This is a genomic window from Bradyrhizobium ingae, from assembly GCF_055791185.1.
This window is the reverse complement of record NZ_JBVUBB010000027.1, coordinates 38,927-62,419: the sequence shown is the minus strand read 5'-3', so window position 1 is coordinate 62,419 and position 23,493 is coordinate 38,927. Positions and strand designations below refer to the sequence as shown.

General features: G+C 59.5%; 22 protein-coding genes and 2 pseudogenes. 18 read left to right on the top strand and 6 right to left on the bottom strand.

Annotation, left to right across the window (positions count from 1 at the left end; all coding sequences use genetic code 11):
- Positions 1–156: 156 nt before the first annotated feature.
- Entirely contained in the window at positions 157–918 is a 762-nt protein-coding gene (locus ACV1FX_RS29770; RefSeq protein ID WP_473121120.1) for an IS5 family transposase, read from the bottom strand.
- Positions 919–1,391: 473 nt separating this feature from the next.
- Here ACV1FX_RS29770 and ACV1FX_RS29765 point away from each other — a divergent pair, with 473 nt between their 5' ends.
- The 3 genes and pseudogenes from ACV1FX_RS29765 to ACV1FX_RS29755 all read left to right on the top strand — a co-directional run bounded on the left by ACV1FX_RS29765 (position 1,392) and on the right by ACV1FX_RS29755 (position 3,786).
- Positions 1,392–2,291, top strand: coding sequence for a hypothetical protein (locus ACV1FX_RS29765; protein WP_473121119.1), 900 nt, complete (start codon positions 1,392–1,394; stop codon positions 2,289–2,291).
- A gap of 389 nt (positions 2,292–2,680) precedes the next feature.
- Positions 2,681–3,342, top strand: a pseudogene (locus tag ACV1FX_RS29760) (efflux RND transporter permease subunit); the annotation flags it as partial.
- A 240-nt stretch (positions 3,343–3,582) separates the two neighbouring features.
- Positions 3,583–3,786 (top strand): hypothetical protein, encoded by a 204-nt coding sequence (locus ACV1FX_RS29755; RefSeq protein WP_473121118.1) that lies wholly within the window; start codon positions 3,583–3,585, stop codon positions 3,784–3,786.
- A gap of 438 nt (positions 3,787–4,224) precedes the next feature.
- On the opposite strand, the gene ACV1FX_RS29750 is transcribed toward ACV1FX_RS29755, so the two are convergent.
- A complete protein-coding gene (locus ACV1FX_RS29750) occupies positions 4,225–5,157 on the bottom strand; it encodes a LysR family transcriptional regulator (RefSeq protein WP_473121117.1) in 933 nt (310 codons plus the stop codon).
- A gap of 97 nt (positions 5,158–5,254) precedes the next feature.
- Between ACV1FX_RS29750 and mhpA the strand changes: the two genes are divergently transcribed.
- Both mhpA and ACV1FX_RS29740 read left to right on the top strand, forming a co-directional pair.
- A complete protein-coding gene (mhpA, locus tag ACV1FX_RS29745; RefSeq protein WP_473121116.1) occupies positions 5,255–6,829 on the top strand; it encodes a bifunctional 3-(3-hydroxy-phenyl)propionate/3-hydroxycinnamic acid hydroxylase MhpA in 1,575 nt (524 codons plus the stop codon).
- Positions 6,802–7,893: an alpha/beta hydrolase gene (locus ACV1FX_RS29740; RefSeq protein WP_473121115.1), complete on the top strand. Its 1,092-nt coding sequence runs from the start codon at positions 6,802–6,804 to the stop codon at positions 7,891–7,893. The genes mhpA and ACV1FX_RS29740 overlap by 28 nt, the downstream gene beginning before the upstream one ends.
- A gap of 726 nt (positions 7,894–8,619) precedes the next feature.
- On the opposite strand, the pseudogene ACV1FX_RS29735 reads toward ACV1FX_RS29740, so the two are convergent.
- From ACV1FX_RS29735 to ACV1FX_RS29720, 4 genes and pseudogenes are all read right to left on the bottom strand, one after another.
- Positions 8,620–9,270, bottom strand: a pseudogene (locus ACV1FX_RS29735) (type II toxin-antitoxin system HipA family toxin); the annotation flags it as partial.
- Positions 9,198–9,428: a hypothetical protein gene (locus ACV1FX_RS29730; RefSeq protein ID WP_473121164.1), complete on the bottom strand. Its 231-nt coding sequence runs from the start codon at positions 9,426–9,428 to the stop codon at positions 9,198–9,200. The gene ACV1FX_RS29730 and the pseudogene ACV1FX_RS29735, both read right to left, overlap by 73 nt.
- The gene (locus ACV1FX_RS29725) at positions 9,415–9,750 is read right to left on the bottom strand and encodes a helix-turn-helix transcriptional regulator (RefSeq protein ID WP_473121114.1); all 336 of its coding nucleotides are present in this window, start codon (positions 9,748–9,750) and stop codon (positions 9,415–9,417) included. Before ACV1FX_RS29725 ends, ACV1FX_RS29730 begins: the two co-directional genes overlap by 14 nt.
- A gap of 215 nt (positions 9,751–9,965) precedes the next feature.
- The gene (locus tag ACV1FX_RS29720) at positions 9,966–10,319 is read right to left on the bottom strand and encodes a helix-turn-helix domain-containing protein (protein ID WP_473121113.1); all 354 of its coding nucleotides are present in this window, start codon (positions 10,317–10,319) and stop codon (positions 9,966–9,968) included.
- 866 nt (positions 10,320–11,185) lie between these two features.
- On the opposite strand from ACV1FX_RS29720, the gene sfnG reads away from it, so the two are divergent.
- From sfnG to ACV1FX_RS29655, 13 genes are all read left to right on the top strand, one after another.
- Entirely contained in the window at positions 11,186–12,292 is a 1,107-nt protein-coding gene (gene sfnG, locus ACV1FX_RS29715) for a dimethylsulfone monooxygenase SfnG (protein ID WP_473121112.1), read from the top strand.
- 121 nt (positions 12,293–12,413) lie between these two features.
- Positions 12,414–13,235, top strand: a complete 822-nt coding sequence (locus ACV1FX_RS29710; RefSeq protein ID WP_473121161.1) for an ABC transporter ATP-binding protein — start codon at positions 12,414–12,416, stop codon at positions 13,233–13,235.
- Positions 13,235–14,125, top strand: coding sequence for a branched-chain amino acid ABC transporter permease (locus ACV1FX_RS29705; protein WP_473121111.1), 891 nt, complete (start codon positions 13,235–13,237; stop codon positions 14,123–14,125). The genes ACV1FX_RS29710 and ACV1FX_RS29705 overlap by 1 nt, the downstream gene beginning before the upstream one ends.
- Before the next feature lie 3 nt (positions 14,126–14,128).
- A complete protein-coding gene (locus ACV1FX_RS29700) occupies positions 14,129–15,175 on the top strand; it encodes a branched-chain amino acid ABC transporter permease (protein WP_473121110.1) in 1,047 nt (348 codons plus the stop codon).
- Between the two features lie 27 nt (positions 15,176–15,202).
- Positions 15,203–16,534: an ABC transporter substrate-binding protein gene (locus ACV1FX_RS29695; protein WP_473121109.1), complete on the top strand. Its 1,332-nt coding sequence runs from the start codon at positions 15,203–15,205 to the stop codon at positions 16,532–16,534.
- A gap of 72 nt (positions 16,535–16,606) precedes the next feature.
- Positions 16,607–17,395 (top strand): ABC transporter ATP-binding protein, encoded by a 789-nt coding sequence (locus tag ACV1FX_RS29690; RefSeq protein ID WP_473121108.1) that lies wholly within the window; start codon positions 16,607–16,609, stop codon positions 17,393–17,395.
- A gap of 28 nt (positions 17,396–17,423) precedes the next feature.
- Entirely contained in the window at positions 17,424–18,620 is a 1,197-nt protein-coding gene (locus ACV1FX_RS29685; protein ID WP_473121160.1) for an acyl-CoA dehydrogenase family protein, read from the top strand.
- A 70-nt stretch (positions 18,621–18,690) separates the two neighbouring features.
- Positions 18,691–18,984, top strand: a complete 294-nt coding sequence (locus ACV1FX_RS29680; RefSeq protein ID WP_084801539.1) for a hypothetical protein — start codon at positions 18,691–18,693, stop codon at positions 18,982–18,984.
- Positions 18,947–19,696: a nucleotidyl transferase AbiEii/AbiGii toxin family protein gene (locus ACV1FX_RS29675; RefSeq protein ID WP_473121107.1), complete on the top strand. Its 750-nt coding sequence runs from the start codon at positions 18,947–18,949 to the stop codon at positions 19,694–19,696. Before ACV1FX_RS29680 ends, ACV1FX_RS29675 begins: the two co-directional genes overlap by 38 nt.
- 10 nt (positions 19,697–19,706) lie before the next feature.
- Positions 19,707–20,723: an IS1595 family transposase gene (locus tag ACV1FX_RS29670; protein WP_473121106.1), complete on the top strand. Its 1,017-nt coding sequence runs from the start codon at positions 19,707–19,709 to the stop codon at positions 20,721–20,723.
- Positions 20,724–21,412: 689 nt separating this feature from the next.
- Positions 21,413–21,619, top strand: coding sequence for a hypothetical protein (locus ACV1FX_RS29665; RefSeq protein ID WP_473121105.1), 207 nt, complete (start codon positions 21,413–21,415; stop codon positions 21,617–21,619).
- Between the two features lie 408 nt (positions 21,620–22,027).
- Complete coding sequence (locus ACV1FX_RS29660; protein WP_473121104.1) at positions 22,028–22,234, top strand: cold-shock protein; 207 nt, start codon at positions 22,028–22,030, stop codon at positions 22,232–22,234.
- Between the two features lie 730 nt (positions 22,235–22,964).
- Positions 22,965–23,447 (top strand): MarR family winged helix-turn-helix transcriptional regulator, encoded by a 483-nt coding sequence (locus tag ACV1FX_RS29655; RefSeq protein WP_473121103.1) that lies wholly within the window; start codon positions 22,965–22,967, stop codon positions 23,445–23,447.
- The last annotated feature ends 46 nt before the right edge of the window (positions 23,448–23,493 follow it).

Genomic DNA, 23,493 nt, shown 5'->3' with positions numbered 1-23,493 from the left:
ACCAAAAACAGTAGCCGCCGTTTAGCAAAAAAGACGCCGAATGAAGCTGATTGTTTTCGACGTCGAAGGCGCGCTGCTCATGGTCGGGTCTTGATCTTGGAATGTCTTACGCCTTGCCTTTGTTCAATGTTGTGCGCCTCTTCCATCACATCAGGGCTAGGCTGCGGACTCATTAAGGCGCAGCCAGAGCCTGATTGACGCAAGCTGAATGAAGGCAAGGTAGTTGGCGGCGAGCCTGTCGTAGCGCGTCGCTATTCGACGACATTGTTTGATCTTGTTGAAGAACCGTTCGACCCGATTGCGAGCGCGGTAGAGATACGGGCTGAAGCAGATCGGATCGCTGCGGTTGCTTTTCGGCGGGATATTGGCCCACGCGCCCTTCTTCATCACAAGCTCCCTGATCCAGTCCGCGTCATAGCCACGGTCGGCAAGCAGCATTGAGCCGGATTTCAGACGAGACAGCAATTTTCCGGCGAGTCGAACGTCATGGACCTCACCCGGGCTCAGCGCCAGTCGGACCGGCAGACCATTGCCATCGACTACCGCATGGATTTTGCTCGTCAAGCCACCGCGTGATCTTCCCATCGACTGGTGCTGGTTCCTTCTGATACAGGCCCCCTGCTGATGCACACGGACAATCGAGGTGTCGATCATCTGGACAGCGGCATCATAGGCAGTCGCAAGCGCATCTATGATACGGCCCCAGACACCAGCCCGCCGCCAACGGACGAAGCGGTTGTAGCACGTAGTGTGCGGACCAAATCTCTCGGGAAGATCACGCCAAGGTGCTCCGGAGCGCAAGACCCAGAAGATACCATTGAGGACACGACGGTCGTTTACCCGAGGAACGCCACGCGGCTTGTTCGGCAGCATCGGCCTTATGGCAGTCCATTCATAGTCGGCGAGTTCGTAGCGCATGATCGGAGCCCCCAGTTTGGGAGTTTGAATCACAGGGGTCCAGCCAACGCAACGCTTCGGGGCAGGCCCCAGTCGTACGCTTACGGGGTCGAAGCGGACATCAGCCAGCCGACAATCTCCGCCGGAACTGTCGAAAATGACCCGAAGCAGTCCACTTGCAGGGCCGTGGTGCACAAGCGGGGAAGACCAAAGCGCAAATTTTATGAGTTTAAGCAATCGAAACGTGACCGACGCCAAGCCAGGTCCCCGTCGTTAAAGTCGCTTTAATCCCCTGCGCTGCAGTCTCCGGCAGCAGTCCTGAAGTAAGACCATCCGTTTAAGATTCATCGTCGCTGCGGCAGTGGACGGATTTGTCGCTTACGTCGCAGCTGAACGATCGGAAATTGCATTCGCGCGACATTCCCAGGGTGCTTGCGAAGGACCGGGCAGACAAAGCGCCCGAACTTTAGGCGGGTGCGACCCGAAGCAGAGGTATGAGCATGACATGGGTCGAGCGCCAGGTACGCTACACGAGCTTGCGTCAGCTCGGCGCATGCCTTCTGCTGTTCGCGTTTGCGGCCTTCGCCGCGCTGGAAAACGGACAGTTTCTCGGCAACTACGCCAGAGGCGTCGTTGCGATGTCGCAAGACCAGGTGCGCGCGGTGAAGAGTCTTCCGCAACTGTCGCGCAACTGGGTCGCGCTGCAGGCCGACAAAGTCGTTTCGACTGGCGTCTACGCCGGGGGCAAATATGACCACGCGATCTTCTCTCTTGCTCAGCTCGGGGATCGCTTGCTCCTGATCAAGGCGGCTCCGGAACGCGTTCTCGACGCGAGAGCGCTGAGCGGCGGCCTAGTTGCCGCCGACATGGAGACAATCGACCGGATCGGTCGCCTCGCCAAGCGGAGTGGCGATGCCGGCGCGGTGTTCCTCCCTGTCATGCTCGACACGGAGAAATACACCTCCGCCGCCGTCGCGGCCGTGCTGATCGTGATTGCGGTCCCATTGGCGCTCGCCCTCTTGATCGGCGGGCGAGCACTACCGCGATTGAAGGCGCCATCATTGCATCCCGATTTGCGTGCGGTCTGCGGGCAGTCTGCCAATGCGTTGGAAAACCTCAGCGCGCGGCTGGAGCCCGACATTGCGACAGCCAGACCTGCCTTGAAGCTTCGCGGCCACGTGCGGATTACTGACACGCACGTGTTGCAAAGGGGCTGGTTTAGATTCCGACTGATGCCGCTGTCGGACATGCTCTATGCCTATAGCATGACGACTACGACACTGATGTACGGCGTGATACCGATCGGCCGCTCGCATTCGCTGATGCTCTACTTCTCCAACCAGAAGATGCGGGCTTCTGCCTGGAAGGCGCAAACTGCTCGGCCACGCTCGTGAACTCGACAAGGCGTACAAGAAAAACAGGTCCAGGCTCATTGACCTCGTCGAGGCGCGGCGCAAGCTAGTCGCAGCCGGTTCGCCATAAACGAGGCCGCATTCCGGGCGGCTATTTGTTTCGAACTTACCGCTTTTGACCCATCGCGACATATTTCGCTGCCGCACTAACTTGGTCGCTAGGCAAAGCGACGTAGTCACCAGTCACGTCACGCGGCGTTTATAGGTACACGGCCTAGTTCGCACCAATTAGAAGGTCGATCGGACTTATCCGAACACATCTAGCCGGCAGTTTGCTACGCAACGAGGAGGCTTGTCGCACACATGGTGAGTCGCGGCGTCTCGAGCATGGCCACGCCCCAAGATGGACAAGCGGGAAGCACGATCGGCGCTCAGCCGCGACCATATCCGGGGTGGCGATGCCGGGCGTCGCGATGGGCGATGCGCTCGCGACCTTGAAGACCCTGGCAAAATCCCTTCCGGCGGGCTACTCGACCGATTTCGCAGGCGCCGCCAGCTCGAGCAGGAATCGGGCGGCTTCGTCACCATGTTCCTGTTCGCGTTGATCATCATCAACCTTTCGCTTTCCGCGCTGTTCAGTAGCTTCCTGGATCCGGTCATTATTTTGATATCGGTACCGATGTCGCTCGCCGGTGCGCTGATCTTCATCAGCGTCGGCATCGGCGGCGCCAGTATCAACATCTACACTCAGGTCGGCCTCGTCACCCTGATGGGTCTCGTCAGCAAACATGGGATCTTGATGGTGGAGGTGGCGAATGAGTTGCGCGCCGAAGGGAGAAGCCGCACGGAGGCCATCATCGAGGCGGCGACAATCAGGCTGCGGCCCATTCTCATGACGACGGCGGCCATGGTGCTTGGCGTGCTGCCGCTGGTCACAGCGAGCGGCGCCGGCGCGGTGTCCCGCTACAACATGGGCCTTGCGATCGCCACGGGCCTGTCGATCGGAACGCTCTTCACCCTGTTTGTGGTGCCGGTCGCCTACTCGCTCATCGCCCGTCGCGGGCGAGAGGACGCAGTAGGGGCTTCGAATTGAAGCGCTCTGATCAGGGCGTGCGTCGGAGAGCTGCTGGTCGCGCGCGTCCGGCCAAATCAAATGACTACCGCCGGCCCTGATCCGACCGGTACGCACCGCCCCTCCTTTTATGGATGCATGCAGCGGTTGCCACTTTTGCGGCCTGGTTGCTGGCCACAATTAAAGGCATCGACAAGAGCCTCTGCGGCGCTCGAGAGGCGAGAAGATTCGCCGGACGCGGTCCCGCTAATGATGGTCGGCATGTTCGCGGCGATCATCGCCGCGCCGAACCGGCTACGACTGCTACTGTTGCTGGTGCTGACGATGATGATCGCCCCGACGCACGGTGGACCGGAACAACCGGCGCGAGCGACCGACGAAGAGGCGATAGGTTCCGGACAGCTCCCGCGTCCCCCGTCGCGGAATGAGCGAATCTTCCCGATCGGGATCTTTTCCAGGAAATGAGATGTTTTTTACCGGGAATATTTCAGCGGTCCCTCATCCCAGAACCGGTGTTTGCCGAGCGCGGACCAGCGAGGTCCGGCTTTTGCCGGCAGTGGGCGGACATCACGACTGCAGGAGCCCGCACGCAGCTAAGCATTCCTGAAAAAATGCGATTTACGAGCGTGCTATGCCTCGAAATGCCGGTGCGCCTGCTTTCTTGCATTGGAAATTGTCCAATAGAATCATGCCACGGAAATTTGGATTGCTGGCTTGGTATGGGGCCTTTTTCACACGCGTCCGATGATCGCAATTTCCATTTGAGCTGCGATTTTCGCCTCAAGCCGATTGCGAACGTCGTTCAGGTTGCTGGACGTGACAAATCAAGGTCGGTCGTAGAAAGCGAACATTTTATTCAGATGGCTCTTTCGATAGATTGAGGCGAAACGCTCGGCTCTCCAATCAGCTATGCGACGTCTTGTGGTCTTGCGCCATGCGGGACGCCTCCTGTAACATGATCTCCCTCATCCAGATGCTTGCCTGATCATCGTTGTGAAGAGCCGGCCATTGCACGGCTTCCGTAAAGGCCGGTCGCGGGATTGGAAGGTCAACGATCCGTAGCCGCATCGTCGTTGCGAAATGTCGCGCCAGCCGTGAATGCATCGTCGCGATGCGCTCGGTGCCCAACAGCAGGGGCGGGATCAAGCTGAAGCTCGGCACTGCAACCTCGACACGCCGCTTGTGACCATGCTCGAGCAAGAGCCATGCCTCGATCGAGGGCTTGCCCGTTCGTCCGAACTGCGCCGCAACGTGACCCATCGACATGTACCGATCGAACGTGAGCTTGCGTGAAAGCTGCTTGTTCGTGTGACAGCCCACGCACACCAGCGTCTCGTCAAACAGCTTTGCCTTGGGGTGCGCGTTTGACATGTACATTTCCGGAAAGATCAGGAAATCGACCTCGCCGCGATGAAGTGGCTCGTCCGGTTGGTCGTCAAACGGAACAAGCTCGAACGTAATGTTGGGGGCCTCGCGCGCAACACGCGCGATCACCGTCCGGAAGAACACCAATGCTATGAAATCAGACAGAATGACCCGGAAGCGACGGTCCGATTTCGCTGGGTCGAACGTGTCACGCTCGGTCATGGAAAGTCGGATGTGCAGCAGCGCTTCGCGGGTCGGCGCAGCCAGAGCTCCGGCAAGCGGCGTCGGAACCAGTTCGCGGCCGCGCATCGTGAAGAGGTCGTCGCGGAAATAGGCACGCAATCTTGCAACCGCCGCGCTCATGGCCGGCTGGCTCAAACGGATGCTGCGCGCCGCCGCAGTTAGGCTGCGCTCGGTCATCAGCGCGTCGAACGCGACGAGGAGGTTCAGGTCGAGACCTTTGAAGCGCATGATGAGGCATCCACGCTATAGATATGGCTCATAAAGACAATCGATTGTACCAATGCCTCTCAGTATCACAAGCTGCAAAAAAAACCGGAGGACGTTCATGGCTCAGACCGACTTCGATGTGGCCGTCATCGGATATGGGCTGACAGGCCTGACGGCGGCATCGCTCCTGGGGCAGCTCGGCCACCGCGTCCTGGTCGTCGAGCGATGGCCCTCTCTCTATGGTCTTCCGCGATTGACGCACATCGATGGAGAGACCGCGAGGCTGCTCAGCTTCGTGTGCGACATCGAGGAGGCGCTCAGGGACTCATCGCCGATCGAGTCCTACATTTTCTATAACGCGAAAGGAAAGCGGCTGGTCGATGTCGTCGATATTCCTAGCCAGCCGATGGGATTTCCGGCGCATATTTCGATTCATCAGCCTGATATCGAGGCGGCGATCGACCGCAGGGTGCGCAGCTTGCCGAATGTAACCGTGCGCCAGGGGGTGGAGCTCACCGGCTTGAAGATTTCAGCCGGCAAGGTCGAACTCGCACTAAGGGCGGGCGACGCCGCGGAAACCGCGCACGCGCGCTACGTCTTTGCGGCCGATGGTGCCAGGAGCTTCGTGAGGGCCGCGCTCGGGATTGAGCGCGACGACTCCGGCTTCAACGAGCGCTGGCTCAATATCGACGGCGAGCGCAAGCGGCCGCTTCCCGCAACCTTCGAACAAACCAAGCAGTATTGCGAGCCGGCGCGAGGCCACATGTTCCTGCCGATCGGCGCAAATCGGCAGCGGTTCGAATTTGAGCTGCTGCCGGACGAGGACACTGACGAGATGGAGCGGGCAGAGAGCGCGTGGAGAATCTTGAAGCAATATCACGATGTCGGCCCGGACGACCTTCGGATCATCAGGCAGATCGTCTACACTTTCGAATGCCGTATGGCGCAGAGCTGGCGCAGCGGGCCGGTGTTCCTGGGAGGCGACGCCGCGCATACCATGCCGCCCTATCTCGGGCAGGGCGCTTGCTCTGGTATCAGGGACGCCGCGAATTTCGCCTGGAAGCTTGATCTCGTGCTCCGGAACGTCGCTTCACCGGAAGTCCTTGAGAGCTACGAGCCCGAGCGCCGTCCACATGTCGCCCACATCATGCGCACGGCGGTGATGTTGGGGAAAATCGCCAATACACATAGCCGCACGGTCGCGTTCTTCCGTGATCTTGCTTTCCGGTTCAATCTGTTCCCGCCGCTTCCGCAGTTTCCGTCCCTTTCCGCCGGCATCATCCAGGACGACCGTCGCGGCCCCTGGGGCAAGGCCGTGGGCTCGGTACCGCCGCAGGGGCGTGTCAGGATCGGCGATCGCATTGCAGGGCTCGACGACCTGGTCGGCTACAGTTTCGCACTCATTGCTGAACGCAATCCAGCGGCTATTCTTGGCCCATCGCGGATGGGCTTTCTTAGGAGTCTCGGCTGTCGCGCATTCACGCTCGCCGAGGATGCCGGCGCCGGCGTTGAACGTATGCTCGATATCGATGGAACCTATTCGTCTTGTCTCGCTGGAAAGAACGCTCCCGCGATGGTCACCCGTCCGGACACCAATCTGTTTGGCTTTGCCGCCGGGCTGAAGGACGTCGCCGACCTTGTAGAAAATCTCCAGCAGAAGCTGTCGTGGCACGCGACGGCCTTGGCAGCGTGAACATGGCCATATCCGAAGAACAGGCCAAAGAAATCGAGGCCCTGTGCCGCGCGATGTCGGTCACGCGCATGGTCGACTATGGCATGCCGCGCGATAAGGCACAGCTCGCACATCGGCGGGTGCACGAGGGGAGGCCCTGGGACCTCGTGCTTGAAGAGATCGCGCACGAGGAGGAGCGCCTTGCCGAGGTGGCCGATGACGCAGCGCTTGCCCGCGAAAGCTGGCACGCCGCTGCTGTGAGCCTGATCTTTGCTCAAATGGCCTTCAATGCGGATGGCGACCGTAAGCGGGAGCTCTATCGCCGGATGACCCAGTGCTTCGCGCGCTTTGCTGCGCTGTCGAATTACCCGGCGATGAAGGTGGAAGTGCCATACCGGCAAGGGACGCTGTTCGGATGGCACTTTCAACCGATCGAGGAGCGGACCCCTGCGAGCGTGATCGTGTTAGGGGGCATGAGTGGCTGGTCCACGGCCTATCGCTCGATGGCGGAAGCGCTGTGCGCGCGAGGGATCGCGTGTTTCCTGGTAGATGGTCCCGGGCAGGGCGAGAGCAGGCTTGAGGGAGGCATCCTCGCCGATGAGGACGTTGCAAGCGGTTTGAGCCGCTTCGTCGATCTTGCTCTGATGCGCTCGCCTGGTCAGAGGATTGGGCTGTGGGGCAACAGCTATGGCGGGTTGTTCGCGGCACACACCGCCATCCGCGACACCCGCGTGCGCGCCTGCTGCATTAATGGTGCTCCGGCGCGCACGGAGGTGCCGCCGTTCCGAACGGCGCAAGCGCAGCTCGTCGCGATGTTCGGCTGCCACGATCCGGATTTGCTTGCCGAGCGCGTTTCCGCGCTTGTCTTCGACGGCCGCGTTTCTATCGCCTGCGCGACGCTGGTGCTGGAGGGCGGCGCCGATGCGCTGGTCAAACCGGGATCTCAGAGTGTGTTTCTCGAAGGCAACACCGATCCCCGATCGCGCCTCAAGTCCTGGCCAGACGGCGAGCACACGCTCCATAACCATCGGGACGAGCGAGACACGCTAGCAGCGGACTGGTTTAGCGCGGTGCTCAGATTGTAGCCGGAAGCGGCTGGAGCGAGATTCGCATCGGGCCAAGCCGGTTCGAGGGTCGGGTCCACGAGCGGCGCGGCCGCCTGCACTCAAGCAGGGTCGCCTGCACTCAAGGTGTGCCTTTCTGCGTTGGAGGGCGGGGCTCGTCAGCTTCTCGACAGCCAGACGGGGTAGGCAACCTGATCTGATTTGACTTCGGACACGGAGGGTTGGTGTGGACCTAAACTATTCCAATCGATTCGATCCAGGTCATTGGCAGACCGACGATGCCACGTTGCAACAGCAGGAAGTGGGGCGGTCCGGGTCAGAGGACTTTGAGCAGCACTTGCACGAGGCGCGCCGAGCCGACTCTCTTGGCTCCGTATTCGCCGGCTCGCGGCGTTAATCAGCCAGGCGCCGGCCCAGTTCTAGGACCTCGGGGCCCTGCTTCCCGTGCCTCAGCACAAGCGCCGTCCTCATTGTTGCCTCCTTTCAAATGAGAAAATCAGTCAAAGATGCTGCTCAGCCCCTCCTGCCGCTGCGCAAAGAGAGAAACTCAAGAGTCGTGCCAACTGCGCAGAAAGAGCCCTGGAAATGCCGTTCTGTATTTTTTTCAACGGCTTGATTGCTAGCGAGCCGGCCCGCCGGCCTCGTCGGTCAGATATGCTCGGCAAATGTCTCGACGCGGCCGTGCCGCAACTGTGGGCTCCGGCGCGCGCGTGGGATGCTGTCGCCCCTCGGCGATGAAGACAGGCTTCAGTTGGAAAGTTCGGCGAGAACAGCAGGAGCATCGACGAACGCGAACGCATTAAGGAATTGGCGTCCCCAGAGGAAATTGCGGTCGACCTCCGTCAGCGATGCGGCGTCGCATACCTCATTCCAGGATGTCTTGATTGTCATGATCTGGCGAGCGATCAGGTCGACGGCATCATTCGTGTTGAGCAGAAACAACGGAGCCGCTTCAAGGCAAACGGAAATCTGGCTCGTGCGGTGATTGCCTACAATAAGCATCGCCTGTGTTGTTTCTCCTACCGTCCTGGTTTGTGGACAGATGTCGTAGACAGGCGTCAGCGTAAGATCCTTTCCATTCCAGAACGCCGCGTGGTTGCGGGCATGATCGTCCGTGTTGCCGCACAGGATGTTGAACACCATCCGGCCGTACAACTCGCGTAGCGTCTCCTTGGGCGAGGTGAACCGGTGGCGGATAATGATGGCAAGATCTTCATAGCTTGCGTAGCGCGCCATCAGTTCATCGAGCCCAAGCAAGGTCAGGGCTGACACCATGGCACGGCGCTCCCATCCGCCATTGGCCTTTTTCCGATCAAAGCGCTCGATCAGAAGCACATCTCTGCCTGCGGCGCGATCGAGGCTGACCGAAGCTGCGGCAAAGGCAATTCCGGATCGTAGAGTGCAATCGCGTTGTTGCGCGCGAGATAGCTTTGGCCGTAGTTGAAGAGGAACTGATTGCCCGAAGCGAACAAGCGGCCGGCTACGACCGGCGCCGTCTCGCCGGGCAGCCAGACCCACACATAGGTTTCAGTCGGCTTCTTGTCAGAAGTTGTCATCGGGTTTCGCGCGCGGTGTGTGGACGGCTTTCGGCATCAGCGTCATTACGGCTGTATTCGATGCGAGAGCGCTGGTCAGAGCGCGTTCATCGGCAGCAAACAGCGGCACGCCAACGATAGCGGCGGCTTCGAAGACGGCACCCAGCGTGCAGCCGAGATCTCCGCTCTCAATTCGCCGCAGGAGTCCGCGAGAAAGGCCCGCGCGGTCGGCGAGTTCTTCGGTCGTCATCTTCCGGTCGATGCGCGCCTTACGAATGAGCTGACCTAAAAGGACAGCCGCCTCCTTTGCGTAGCGGGAATAGGGTCTCGTTTTCTTCATCATCACTGAGCCATTAATGGACCTCATGGGCCCTATTGGGCCATTTATTACCCAAATCGAGATTTTTAGTACGCCAATAGATTCATGGACAAAGCCCATTTTGGAATCCCTCCGTCTAATGAGTGCGGCGATGCGGCGGCGATTTCCCCCTAACTTGTATGGGTTTTGCTAGGCTGTTAACGCGAGCAAGCTACTAGCAAGCTAGCCCACCGAACGGATCAAACAAGAGCGCTCTTTCTGGTTCTGGCTCTTGTCGCGATAGCGTTGATGTCGACGCGGGATTTGAACGCGCTAGGACTGATTGGTTCGTCCCTTGCATCCAGGCCAAAGCCCGAGGCGCCGAGGGCTCGGAGCACCAGTCGCACCTCTGCACGGCGTGATCGTGCTCGGCTGCGATCACCACCGATGCGTTTGGCCAGGGCTGACTGATCAAGCTTGAGGCGCTTGCCCCGCTCGCGGATGAGAGCGCCGATGTCGGCGGGAGCGCAGACGAGCATAGACGCCACCGCGATCCAAAGTTGCACGATCCGCTCGCCGTCGGCGGCGGACATGGTTCGTCCGCTATCCTTCATGATTGTGTCCTATGGACGGTCGCTAATGTTCCGTGAACGATGGACATCTCAAGGCGCGACGCCGCGAGGCGTCTGCCTGTCATCATGGGGCATGGCATGAGTTAGCATCCAGCCACGGCGGTACGAAGGCATCTCACCCCTCGTCGAGCGCCCAGATGTCTGTTTTGCTTGCGACAGCTGGTCTTGATGTGCTGCATACGGACCTCGGCAGGCAGTCAAAAGGCCGCTCTACCATGCAGACGAAATCGCGAGGACCAGTGATCCTAGCGGCGCGTGCATTGCCCCGAGAGGGGGCATGGCGAGGGTTTTAGAAAAGCTTATGGGACGATAAGCAAGAGTGCCCCTGACTGTCAGAAACTCGGCGAAAGTCCTTTCGACGAACAAGAGAGACCTTTGGTTGGCCGTCGTGAGCTTTGCGACAAGGTCGTCGGCATTCAGCCAGTGAGAGTTCTCATTCGCGCAATGAAAATCGCGTCTGATGAAAAATTACAAAATCGCATTATCTCCAACGTCGGAAAAATAGTTCGTCTTCGACTCGCGTAGTCGAGGCTTCTTTGAGACGATGGTCACGCAATGATGACAGCCGGGGACGCTCATGATGCGCAACAACATCGTCGACAAGTTGAGTGATTTGACCAAGCCCACAGCTGGTCGATGCTGTTGCGCGTGCCTGTGTTGAAGCGGCTGAAATCCGCGCGCACAGGAATGTATCTGAGACGGCTGTAGCGCTTCTGAATCAATAGCCTAAACGACGACCATGACTACACGTGAGCCGCGCCCGTCTTGATGGGCGTGATGGCACAACGCTGCCCAACTCAGATCGTCGTTCCTATCCACGCAAGCCTAATTCTTGAGGAACAAGCAGGATGACTGTGAGCAACAATCCGATCAAATTCGCTTACTGGGTGCCGAACGTATCCGGCGGCCTTGTGATTTCTTCGATCGAGCAGCGCACCAGCTGGGATATCGATTACAATCGCAAGCTTGCTCAGATCGCCGAGAAGGCTGGTTTCGACTATGCCTTAAGCCAGATCCGATTCACTGCAGGTTATGGTGCCGACAAACAACACGAGTCCGTCAGCTTCTCTCACGCGCTCCTTGCCGCGACCGAAAAGCTCAAGGTTATCGCCGCTCTCCTTCCCGGACCATGGAACCCAGCGCTTGCGGCAAAGCAGATTGCGACGATCAGCCAGCTCACCAATGCGCGCGTTGCGGTCAACATCGTCTCGGGCTGGTTCCGCGGCGAATTCCATGCGATCGGCGAGCCCTGGCTGGACCATGACGAGCGCTACCGCCGCTCGGAGGAATTCATCACCGCGCTACGTGGGATCTGGACCGAGGAAAGCTTCACCCTGAAGGGCGACTTCTATCGGTTCAACGACTATTCGCTCAAACCAAAGCCGCTCGATCCGTTGCCGGAGATCTTTCAGGGTGGCTCTTCGCGAGCAGCCCGCGACATGGCTGCCCGGGTGTCCGACTGGTATTTCACCAATGGCAATACGCCGGACGGCCTGAAAGCCCAGGTTGAGGACATTAGGACCAAGGAAAAGGCCTTCGGCAAAAGCTGGCGCACCAAAATCGGAATCAATGCCTTCGGCGTCGTCCGGCAAACAGAAGACGAAGCCAAGGAGGTCTTGCAGGAGATTATCGATAAGGCGATCCCCGATGCGGTTCGCGGATTCCACCATGAGGTCCAGAATGCCGGCAATGCCAGCCCCGAGCGCGAGGGCAATTGGGCTAAATCCACCTTCCAGGACCTCGTTCAATACAATGATGGCTTCCGATCGAACCTGATCGGAACCCCGCAACAGGTCGCCGAACGCATTACCGAGCTCAAGGGCGCTGGTGCCGATCTGATCCTGCTCGGCTTCCTCCATTTCCAGGAAGAGGTCGAATATTTCGGCAAGCATGTGATCCCGCTCGTTCGGGAGCTCGAGGCGAGCGCGCCCGTGCGGGCGCAAGCTGCCGAATAGGCGAAACCGTCGGGGAGGGGGCCAAGTGGCGGGGATTGCGAGGGGAGCGGCTGCGCTTTGTCTGGAGGACGGTTCTGCCGGAGAACATGTCCATCACTTGAGGCAAGAGCGCGGCGAGACGATTGTGAGCCGGGCGGAGCCTGTTACGCTTCCACGCCCGGTCCTCGGACTTACGAACATCTCGCTGAGCTTTGGCGCTGTCGCAGCACTGCGCGAGGTTGAATTGCAGGTCGCTCGGGGCGAAATCCTAGCGGTCATTGGGCCGAACGGGGCCGGCAAGAGCTCGCTACTCAACGTCGTCAGCGGACTCTACCGGCCCGATGAAGGCGAGGTGTGGTTCGGCGAGCATTCGTTCCGTGAGGTGCCGACGTCGAAGCTCGCCGCCTATGGCTTGGCACGGACGTTTCAGAATCTTGCGCTGTTCAAGGGGCTTTCCGTCTTCGACAATGTGCTGATGGGGCTTGCACACCGCGTGCGCGCGGGGTTCCTGCGGCAGATCGTCGGCTCGCCATTGGCGCGGCGGATCGAGGCGGAAAACCGCGCGGCGGCGGAAGAGGTCATCGGCTTTCTGCATCTTGACGACGTTTGCGACCGCATCGCCGGAACGCTGCCTTACGGCGTGCAGAAGCGGGCCGAGCTGGCGCGGGCGTTGGTTGCCCGGCCAGAACTCCTGCTGCTGGACGAGCCATTCGCCGGCGTGACTCTGACCGAGAAACATGAGCTGTCGCTGCATGTACGCAACGCCCGCGACAGCTTTGGCGCCACCATCGTCCTGATCGAGCATGACATCGGCGTCGTGATGGGGCTGTCCGATCGCGTGGCCGTGCTCGACTACGGACGAAAAATCGCCGACGGCACGCCGGAGCAGGTCCGCGCCGATCCGGCGGTGATCGATGCCTATCTCGGCGTCGCGCATGAAGATGGCACGGAGCTCGCAATCTGATGTTCGATTATCAGTTTCTGATTGAGGTCTTGATCGGCGGCCTGCTGTCGGGGGTCATGTACTCGCTGGTCGCGATCGGGTTTGTATTGATCTACAAGACCTCCGGCGTGCTGAACTTCGCGCAAGGAGCGATGCTGTTGTTCGCGGCGCTGACCTTCGTCAGCCTGATTGAGCGCGGCGCGTCGTTTCCCGCGGCGCTGGCGGCAACACTAGCGATCATGATCGCGCTGGGTCTCGTCGTCGAGCGCGCGGTGCTTCGGCCACTGGTCAACCAGCCGCCGATCACGTTGTTCATGGCGACGCTCGGGCTCTCCTACGTCATCGAGGGTGCTGCACAGCTTCTGTGGGGCACGCAGGTGCATGGCCTCGACATCGGGATCAGCGACGTGCCGTTCGAGGTGGCGGGCGTGCTCATCAGCCAGTTCGATCTGTTCGCGGCCGGCGTCGCAGGCAGCTTGGTCGCACTGTTTGCTCTGTTCTTTCGTTATACCCGCACCGGGCTCGCTTTTCGCGCGGTAGCTGACGACCAATTTGCCGCCCTTGCGGTGGGCTTGCGGCTGCCGCGCGTTTGGGCGGCGGTCTGGACCGTAGCCGGCATCGTCGCCCTGGTCGGTGGCCTGTTGTGGGGGGCGCGGCTCGGCGTGCAGTTCTCGCTGTCGCTCGTCGTCTTGAAAGCGCTGCCGGTCCTGGTGCTGGGTGGCTTCGATTCGATCACTGGTGCGATCGTCGGCGGCCTCTTGGTCGGTGCGATCGAAAAATTGGCGGAGGTCTATGTCGGGCCGTTTTTCGGCGGCGGCATCGAGGCTTGGGCGGCCTATGTCGTGGCACTTGCGCTCCTCTTGATCCGGCCATCGGGCCTGTTCGGACAGAAGCTGGTGGAGAGGGTGTAGACAATGGCCATTCTTGCTCCCGCCAAATCGAACGGGCCTTCCGCCGAGACGTTGTGGATCGGCATTGCCATCGCAGTCGCCTACGGGGTCGTTCCGCTCGCCGGGTCGGACTATCTGCTCGATGCCGTTCTCACGCCGTTCCTGGCGCTGGCGCTCGCCGCCGTCGGACTCAACGTCCTCACCGGCTATGCCGGGCAGGTCTCGCTCGGCTCGGCAGCGTTCCTCGCGGTCGGCGCCTACGCCGCGTACAATCTCCATCTCCGCGCTCCTGGATTGCCGCTGCTGGTCGATCTGGTGCTGGCAGGCGGCATCGCTGCGGCCATCGGCATTGTGTTCGGGCTGCCGAGCCTGCGGCTGCGCGGGTTCTATCTCGCAGTATCGACGCTGGCCGCGCAATTCTTCGTCCAGTGGGCGCTCACCAAGTTCGGCTGGTTCTCCAACGACAACCCATCCGGAGTGATCGATGCGCCGGCTCTCACCGTCGCCGGCGTCTCGTTCACCACCGCCGCGCAACGTTATGTCTTCTCGCTGACGATCGTGGTCGTCTTGACCTTGCTGACGTTGCGACTACTGCGCTCCCAATCCGGCCGCAACTTCATAGCGGTGCGCGATCACGAGATCGCGGCCAAGGTGATCGGCGTGCCGCTGCTGCGAACCAAGCTGCTCGCCTTCGGCATCTCGTCGTTCCTCATCGGGGTCGCCGGCGTTCTCTGGGCTTTTGCGTACCTGCGCACCGTCGAGCCGGCCGGCTTCAATCTCGATCGCTCGTTCCAGATCTTGTTCATCATCATCATCGGCGGGCTTGCTTCGCTGCGCGGCTCCTTCATCGGCGCGGCCTTCATCGTCGTATTCCCGCTTCTGCTGTCGCGCGTCGGTGCGGCCTTGCTTGGCGGCGTCTTCGATTCCGGCGTGCTGGAGATGAGCCAGCGTATCGTCATCGGCGCGCTCATCATTGCCTTTCTGATCGCAGAGCCGCGCGGGCTGATTGCCCTGTGGGATCGCACTTGGTCCGCTGTTCGGCCCGCCAGGCGCCCAACGATCCCGACTTGAGATCTGATTAACCCAGAGGAGCTTGTAATGAACATGTTCAGCCGTTTGAAGGTGACAATGGGCGCGGCACTCGCCGTGGGCCTTGCCAGTACGTTGGCGGTGCACGCCGACGAGCAGTTCTTCCCGCTGCAAAGCTATCGCGTTGGTCCCTATGCCGCCGGCGGCACCGGGTTCTTCGGTGGCTTCATCGACTATCTCAATCTAATCAACATCCGCGATGGCGGCGTCAACGGCGTGAAGCTGACCTGGGATGAGGGCGAGACCCAGTACGAGGTCGAGCGTGGCGTAGAGGTTTATGAGCGGTTGAAGAGCCGACCTGGGATCGCAGCCTGGAATCCGCTGTCGGTCGGCATCGCCTATGCCATGATCGACCGTATCACCAAGGACAAGGTGCCGCTGATTACGATCAATCATGGACGCACCGATTCGACCGATGGCCGCGTGTTCCCTTACGTTTTTCCGCTGCTGCTCAATCCCTACAGCGAGACCTCCGGGATCGTGAACTACATCGCCTCGAGAGAAGGCGGCCCGGACAAGCTGAACGGCAAGAAGATCGTCGTGCTCTATCATGGCTCGCCCTATGGCAAGGAGACGATCCCGATCTATAAGCTGCTCGCGGACAAGTACGGTTTTGGCCTGGAGCAGATCGAGGTCCCGCATCCCGGCAACGAGCAGCAATCGCAGTGGCTGTCGATCCGACGGGCAAAGCCGGATTATGTGGTCCTGCGCGGCTGGGGCATGATGAATCCAGTGGCCTTGAAGACCGCCCAGAAGGTCGGCTTCCCAGCCGACCACATCATCGGCAATGTTTGGTCCAATTCCGAGGAAGACGTTATTCCCGCGGGTGATGCGGCCAAGGGCTATATCGCGATTACGACCCAGGCGTCCGGCGCCGAATATCCGGTGCTGCAGGAGGTGATCAAAACCGTCTACGGCGCGAACAAGGGCAATCTCGACGACAAGAAGCGGATCGGCAGCGTCTACCACAATCTCGGGATTGTAAACGGTATCCTCAATGTCGAAGCTGTCCGGATCGCGCAGGCCAAGTTCGGCAAGCGCACCCTAACGGGCGACGAGGTTCGCTGGGGCTTTGAGCACCTCCAGCTGGATCCGGCGCGGGTGGAAGCACTGGGCGCGAAGGGGCTATTCCATTCGATCAACGTTACCTGGGACAATCATGAGGGTGACGGCCGTGTCACGTTTCAGCAATGGGACGGCAGCAAGTGGAAGGTCGTCTCGGATTGGATCGCGCCCGACTGGGCGTTCCTCCGGCCGATCATCGAGAAGTCGTCGACGGCCTATGCCAAGGAGCATGACATCAAGATCCGTACCTCCGGTGATGATCCGGTGAGCCAGTAGTGAAGCGATAGGCGGTACCTTTCGGGAGCGTCAGCTTACGAACGGTACCGCCTTGGAATGGATGGATCCGGCATGAGTGACATTCTGCTTTCAGTCGAGGGGCTTGCGGCGACCTACAATCACGTCATCCGTGCCGTGAACGAGGTATCGTTCGCGGTTCGGCGCGGCGAGATCGTCGCTCTCCTCGGCGCCAATGGTGCGGGCAAATCGACAACGCTTCAGGCGATCTCGGGCCTCTTACCCGCGCGGCGCGGTCAGATAGCTGCCGGGCGAATCGCTTTTGAAGGCCGCGACATCATATCTGCGGCGCCCGCCAAATTGGTCCGATCCGGGATCGTTCCGGTGCTTGAAGGTCGGCATTGCTTCCTATCGCTGACCGTCGAAGAGAACCTTATTACGGGTGCCATTGGCCGAGACGCCAAGTCTCACGCGATCCGCACGGATCTGGAGGACGTCTACGAGCTTTTCCCGCGACTGAAGCATCATCGCAGGTCTGTCTCAGGGCTGATTTCGGGCGGGGAGCAGCAGATGGCTGCGATTGGCCGCGCACTGATGTCGCGGCCGCGGCTGTTGGTGCTCGATGAACCATCGATGGGACTTGCTCCGCTTGTCGTTGAGGGCATTGTCCGAGCACTAAAGCAGCTCAACAGAGAGCAGGGCCTCTCGATCCTGGTAGCTGAACAAAATTCGACGGTCGCGCTACGCTTTTCCGACCACGCGGTCGTTCTCGATAACGGCCATAGCGTCCTGTCCGGCGCATCAGTCGCCTTGCGCAACCGCGACGATATCAAGGCGCTTTACCTCGGCGGTTCACCGCAAACAGACTCCACAAAGAAAGTGCTGACGCACGCCGTTGCCTGAACTCGTCAGAAAAAAGGAGAGACCAACTATGGCCGTAGCCAAGCTGGCACACAATTTCGACCATGACCTCTATTCCCGGCTGGATGCCGCCATCGATGCGACCGTAAGGGTCAATGCCGATCGCAACGATCTCGAAAGCCGCTTTCCCAAAGAGAATCTGGAGGCGTTGGCGGAAGCGGGCTGGACCGGCGTCTTGAACGAAACCCGGTTTGGCGGCCTTGGCCTAGGCCATGTCGATTTTGCCGAAGCTGCCTATCGTATTGGCCAGGTTGATGCATCGACTGGTCTTATCTACGTCATGCATGTCGGCGCGGCTCAGACCATCAATCTATATGGCAGCGACGACCAGAAGGAGCGCTGGCTTAAGGCGAAGGACGGTGCTTTGCTAGGTACATATTCGACCAGCGAACGCGCGACCGGGGGACACTGGTGGTATAATCTGTCGGAGGCATCGCGCGACGGTGACGACTATCTGCTCGATGCCAAGAAATCATTCACAACGAGCTCCGGCCAGGCTGACTTCTATGTCGTGCAGACACGTACTCCCGGCGCCAAGGATCAGGCCGACATTGTCTTTTTCATCGTCGACGGCAAGTCTCCCGGGATCGAATCGAAGCCTTGGAACGCCCTCGGCGTGCGCGCCAATCACTCGGGGCCCATCCAGTACACCAGCGTGCGGGTACCGCAACGGGATCGGCTCGGCGCAGAAGGACAGGGCAAAGAAATCATCTACAACGGTGTCTCGCCCGTCTATCTGATCGGGCTCGGCGCTGTCTGGGAAGGCCTGGCGAGGGGCGTGTTGAATGCGGCCGTCAAGCACACCGCAAGTTTCGTACACAAGGATCGGAACAAGAGAGTTGCGGACTATCAGGCAATCCGACAGGAGCTCGGTGCGGCCAAGGTGCTCGTCGAGTCGTTGCGGCCGTGGCGCCTTGAACTAGCAGCAAGGCTGGACGAACTCTGGCGCGCCGGCAAGCCGCAAAGTGAAATCCTGATCCCGCTGACCGAGTTCAAGGTGCACGCCGCCGAGGTCGCGAACAAGGTCGCCGCCGCTGCACTGACGGTGACCGGAGGTTACGGCTATCACCGAGGGCCGATTGAGCGTTCCTTCCGCGACGCGCGTGCTGCCATCGCAATGGGGCCGTCCAACATCATTGCTCGGGACTGGATTGGCAAATCGCTGGTCGGCCTGCCGCTAGAGCTGTTCTACGAAGGCGGAGAATAGTTCGAACTGAGCCTATCCGGTTGACGCCCACACCGGCTAGTGCTAGTTTCAGACCACTGGAGATGCCGCAATGAACGAGACTTTTCGAAGTTCGGAAATACTGCGGCTTGCGGCCAAGTACGTGTGGTGGACGCCGCCCGATATTGTTGCGTCCGACGGAATGTCTAGGCTTGTTGCTAATGTGATGGAGATGGGTACCTGGGAAGACGCCTCCGCGCTGATCGAATGCGTCGGAATTGATATGTTTAGGGAAGTTCTAAAATCTCCCCCAGTTGGCGTAGTCTCCAACCGATCGCTCGCTTTTTGGCATTATCGATTGGGCGGGCATGGAACACCGCCGAAGTCGCGTCGCCGGTTTTCCTGACGCTGGATTTGCTTATGGTGTTTACGCCGCGCCTCGACATTCTACCCCTGCTCAACGTAGCCTATGGCCTCATCTCGCCCAAGTGCCCGGCCACTTTGTTCTATATGGCGGTACGGCGATTGCGCTTCGCCTCGGACGTCGTCAATCCGTCGATTTCGACTTTTTTTCGGACGCGGATCTCGACGACGGACAAAAGTACAACCTGCTGAACGAAATCGCGTGGCTCAAAGGCGCCTCCGTACTGCAAAACGAGAAGGATACGTTGACAGTCAGCGTCGATCATATGGGCGCGCCGATCAAGGTGTCATTCTTCGGGGGCGTGAAGAACGGTTGCGTATGTGAACCGGACAAGACCGACGACGATGTCCTGTGCGTCGCGTCGATGTACGACTTGTTCGCACATAAGCTCAAAGTGATTCCTGATCGGGGCGAAGTCAAGGATTACCAGGATATCGCTGTCATACTTGCAAACGGGCAGAGCCTGCCGCGCGGACTAGCCGCGTTGGAGGCCATTTTCGGGTCGAGTGTGCCTCCGATGATCACGTTGAAGTCGCTGACCTACTTCAACGACTTGAACGAGCCGTGGCGCCTTACCGACGATATGAAGTCCACGATAACGACGGCCACAAGCGGTCTCCCGAAATCCTGGGGAAGGATTTCCATTTTCTCGCGGACGCTCTGTTGCCAGGAGTCCAAAAATCCGAAGCCATAGTCGCAGCTTGATGGATATTTTTCAGCGCGACGACCTGCCGTTCCCGCAGTCTCTGCCTGAGTTTCAGCGATTGTTCCCCGACGACGCGGCTTGCGCTGGCTACCTCGAAAAGGTCCGTTGGAAGGATGAGTTCGTTTGCCCTCATTGCGGAGTTTCCGGTTCACCATTCCGTTTCACCAACCGCCCCGGGGTCTTACGCTGCCGCAACTGCCGGAAGAATACAGGGCTAACTGTGGGCACGGTGATGGAGCGCTCGCATACGCCGCTCAGTGTTTGGTTCTGGGCAGCGTATCTTGTCTCTAGTCAAACGCCCGGCACGTCCGCCGCGCAGTTCCAGCGCCAGATTGGATTAAAGCGCTATGAGACGGCATTCCAGATCCTGCACAAGTTGCGCGCCAGGATGGTGCGGCCGGCCCATGACCGCATCGGTGGGCGCGCCAACGAGCATGTCGAAGTCGACGAAACTTGGGTTGGCGGACGCACGCGCGGCGAAGGCGGCGGCGTCCACCACAAGACGCTAGTTGCGGCCGCTACCGAAGTACGTCAACGTGTACCGGGGACCAAACGCGACGCGCGCAGGAACGGACGCTACGCCGGGCGGATCCGACTCGCGGTCATTCCGGACCGCAGCGCCGGATCACTGTGCGGCTTTGTTGAACAAGCCGTCGCGCCTGGGGCGAAGGTCGTCACCGACAATTGGTCCGGGTACGCAGATCTCACCAAGCTTGGGTATGACCATCATGCAGTCGCGGAACGGAGTGATCCGCGAGTCGCCGAGGAGCACCTGCCGATAGTTCATCTGGTGTTCGCCAACTTGAAGACTTGGCTGATCGGCACCCACCACGGCGTCAGCCCGCAGCACCTGCAAGCCTACCTCAACGAGTTTACCTTCCGGTTCAATCGGCGATTCTATCCATTCAACGCCTTCCGCTCCCTACTCGGCATCACCGGCGAAGTGACCGCGCCGACCTACGAAGCGCTTTATTCCGGCGAATGGCGTCACCCTACATGTCGCAACGATGGGTGAAAACCGAATAGGCATAGTTCGAACATCGCAGGGCAACCCGCGGAGCATTGGAACCTCGTGCATGCCGCGGGAGATGCGGCGATCAGGATTGGATAGTGAACGGCACGTTACGGCGCCGACCAGCCGGGGTGATGAGCAGGCGTTGGGAGTTCTTCATGAGCGCACGAGTTGGACGGGCCGACCGATCCGGGCCGGGATCGGAATTCAGCGTTGTACCGAAAGCGCAGATCATCAGGTCCGAGCCGTCCGCCCGGCGCGTTTATAGGTTCACGGCCCAGCGAAATACGATGAGTTTTCTTCTGCCTATCGCGAGGCCTGAGAAACCGCTCGACCTCGCGAGCGGCTTCGACGCTCAGCGCGTCGGCCTCTGAAGCAGCGAAGGAAGTGCGGTAGTCAGCGTGCGGGAATCATAGTTCGGCTTTCTTGCCTCGGCGGCACCTCTGCAGGAACGTTTCATGCGCGATGACAAAGCGGTCGGCTTCGCCAAAAGCGGAAGCCGACAATCGACCAGCGGAATCGATCGAAAAAGAGCAATCAGTCGCCGAATTTATGCGCTGCGGAGCGATTCGTTGCATCAATCAACATCAATAAACCATTACTTTGCAGGGCTAGGCAGGGCGATCTTGGGTCGGCGAGTACAGGGACATATGTGCCCAGATCAGGTCGGCGCAGCGGCATAGGAGCAGAACATGGCCAGCCATTTCTACCGCCTCCGTATGGGCACGTATGCCGAGACTTTGTTTCGGTGCAGCAAGCGCGACCTGCAGCAAAGGCTTTGGCTGCAGTACAACCTGATGCGGCTCGGGAATGAATTGACGCAATCGGAGCACAGGTTCGGTGCGGCGGACCAGCAAGTTCTGGATGCATGCGATGCGGCCGAGGCCGTGACCGGCTGAATTGACTTCATCAGAGGTAAAACGAAAATCGTTCTAACGCCGCACGCCCGTGGAATTTCCTTCGCGCATCGGGCAATCAGCCCCGTCGCATGCGGTCGCGGCGTGCGCGCGGGTCCTCGATAAAAGTTTGCACGAACACGAACATGCAAAACATGAAATCGACGTCTGCGGCTCACGTCACCTCAGGGCTCTTGGAAGCGTCTGCCAGGGGCCACACCACCGCTCGACGACCTCAAGCGCGCGCAACGCGCTTTGTGAGACACCAGACCATCTGTCCGCTATGGTACGCAGCTGCGGATTCGTTACGATCGCGCGGTCTAGCAACACGGACGTCCCACACTGCGGATGGTCTTGATGCTCAGTGGGGACTCTGGCTAAATCGCGCGCGTTCAACTTGGAGTTACTGTGGTGGCGATAGGTACTGTGAAATGGTTCAGCGCAACTAAGGGCTACGGCTTTATCAAGCCGGATGATGGCGGCGCTGATGTCTTCGTGCATATTCGTGCCGTTGAAAGGGCCGGCTACAGCGAGCTGGCAGAGGGTGCAAAGATTAGCTATGAGATAACGACCGGACGTTCTGGCAAGGTATCCGCCGAAAATCTCCGACTTGGATAGTCTTCTTCGCGCAAACGAAAATCAGCCAACCATTCCTCGTTCTGGCTCCGCCTCCGGCTTGTCCGCGAGGCGTAGGTTCGGCCTCAGCATATCCCCCGGAGCCGCTGAGGCCGTTTCCTTGTTTGGCGCTGTCATTCCTTGAGCCCTGAATAGCGCGGCCAATTGTGCGGGGTTCGTTAACGGACGATACCCCGAAGCAGTCCGAGCGCTGTTTTTGGCTTGAATCTCAGTTCGCCGCGACCAGGAGCAAGGAGCCCTGAACGACCTCTCTCGGAACTCCCGAACGCATCATCAGAACGGCTTTTGCCGCTCGTTTTGCCAACTCACGAACCAAGCTCCGCTTTCACCGTGACGCTGACGCCCGGTCGCCGCCAATTCATAGGATGCGAGCATCATCTCGGTCGCGGAACATCTGATGGCTTTATTCGGATGAAAAGCTGCGCGGTTCCGACGACAAAGAGCAGAATTTCGGCGGTATATCGCCTATTTGCATGAAGTTTCGTCTGTGTTGCCGGCCTACTATTTGTGCATATGGGCCCAAGCTGGCGCTGAAGAACCGGCTATCCCTAAAAGATCGGCACTCAATCAATTGCTGGTCTTAAGTGTTTTGATGCATCGCGTTGCCTGAGCCCATTTTCGATCACACAAGGAGGTTACGTACGTTTCGGCCGAAGTGAACACCAACCGTGATTGGCGACACCGAGACCTGCCGGAAACAACAAGATGTCAGATGCAAATGAAAGAAAGACTCGATCGAGCCGTTAGTGACTTCATCTGGAATATCGTCGAGGTGCATTCCATTCTCGAGGAAATACACAAGAGTTGGGCTCAGCTATTAGGCATAACTGAGCCGCAGTGGTTGATCTTGATGGCCATCGACGAACTCGACGAAGGTGGCGGGGTCTCGGGAATAGCGATTGCGAACAAGCTGCGTATCCATCCCGCCTTTATCAGCCATCAAACAAAGCGACTCGAAAAACTGGAGCTCCTTGCCCGCGTGACCTCGCCTGATGATGCGAGATGCCTGCGGATATCGCTGACTGAAAAGGCGCAGGCGGACATCAGGAAGCTGTCGATCAAAAGACAAGCTCTCAACTCGACAATGCTTGACGGGCTCGACGAGGAATCTCTTCACTACGTCAACAAACGGCTAACCTTGCTTGCCAAGAACAGCCGATTGGTATCTCAAAAGCTAAGTATCGGAATATTGTAACGCAATGTCGAGCATCAGAGCCCGCTCGCTGGCACCGTACGGGCTC

What these genes read in the sequence shown, in the direction of transcription:
- ACV1FX_RS29770 (WP_473121120.1), bottom strand. Translation starts at nt 918, where the DNA reads ATGCGCTACGAACTCGCCGACTATGAATGGACTGCCATAAGGCCGATG.
- ACV1FX_RS29765 (WP_473121119.1), top strand. Translation starts at nt 1,392, where the DNA reads ATGAGCATGACATGGGTCGAGCGCCAGGTACGCTACACGAGCTTGCGT.
- ACV1FX_RS29755 (WP_473121118.1), top strand. Translation starts at nt 3,583, where the DNA reads ATGTTCGCGGCGATCATCGCCGCGCCGAACCGGCTACGACTGCTACTG.
- ACV1FX_RS29750 (WP_473121117.1), bottom strand. Translation starts at nt 5,157, where the DNA reads ATGCGCTTCAAAGGTCTCGACCTGAACCTCCTCGTCGCGTTCGACGCG.
- mhpA (WP_473121116.1), top strand. Translation starts at nt 5,255, where the DNA reads ATGGCTCAGACCGACTTCGATGTGGCCGTCATCGGATATGGGCTGACA.
- ACV1FX_RS29730 (WP_473121164.1), bottom strand. Translation starts at nt 9,428, where the DNA reads ATGACAACTTCTGACAAGAAGCCGACTGAAACCTATGTGTGGGTCTGG.
- ACV1FX_RS29725 (WP_473121114.1), bottom strand. Translation starts at nt 9,750, where the DNA reads ATGATGAAGAAAACGAGACCCTATTCCCGCTACGCAAAGGAGGCGGCT.
- ACV1FX_RS29720 (WP_473121113.1), bottom strand. Translation starts at nt 10,319, where the DNA reads ATGAAGGATAGCGGACGAACCATGTCCGCCGCCGACGGCGAGCGGATC.
- sfnG (WP_473121112.1), top strand. Translation starts at nt 11,186, where the DNA reads ATGACTGTGAGCAACAATCCGATCAAATTCGCTTACTGGGTGCCGAAC.
- ACV1FX_RS29705 (WP_473121111.1), top strand. Translation starts at nt 13,235, where the DNA reads ATGTTCGATTATCAGTTTCTGATTGAGGTCTTGATCGGCGGCCTGCTG.
- ACV1FX_RS29700 (WP_473121110.1), top strand. Translation starts at nt 14,129, where the DNA reads ATGGCCATTCTTGCTCCCGCCAAATCGAACGGGCCTTCCGCCGAGACG.
- ACV1FX_RS29695 (WP_473121109.1), top strand. Translation starts at nt 15,203, where the DNA reads ATGAACATGTTCAGCCGTTTGAAGGTGACAATGGGCGCGGCACTCGCC.
- ACV1FX_RS29690 (WP_473121108.1), top strand. Translation starts at nt 16,607, where the DNA reads ATGAGTGACATTCTGCTTTCAGTCGAGGGGCTTGCGGCGACCTACAAT.
- ACV1FX_RS29685 (WP_473121160.1), top strand. Translation starts at nt 17,424, where the DNA reads ATGGCCGTAGCCAAGCTGGCACACAATTTCGACCATGACCTCTATTCC.
- ACV1FX_RS29680 (WP_084801539.1), top strand. Translation starts at nt 18,691, where the DNA reads ATGAACGAGACTTTTCGAAGTTCGGAAATACTGCGGCTTGCGGCCAAG.
- ACV1FX_RS29675 (WP_473121107.1), top strand. Translation starts at nt 18,947, where the DNA reads ATGGAACACCGCCGAAGTCGCGTCGCCGGTTTTCCTGACGCTGGATTT.
- ACV1FX_RS29670 (WP_473121106.1), top strand. Translation starts at nt 19,707, where the DNA reads ATGGATATTTTTCAGCGCGACGACCTGCCGTTCCCGCAGTCTCTGCCT.
- ACV1FX_RS29665 (WP_473121105.1), top strand. Translation starts at nt 21,413, where the DNA reads ATGGCCAGCCATTTCTACCGCCTCCGTATGGGCACGTATGCCGAGACT.
- ACV1FX_RS29655 (WP_473121103.1), top strand. Translation starts at nt 22,965, where the DNA reads ATGCAAATGAAAGAAAGACTCGATCGAGCCGTTAGTGACTTCATCTGG.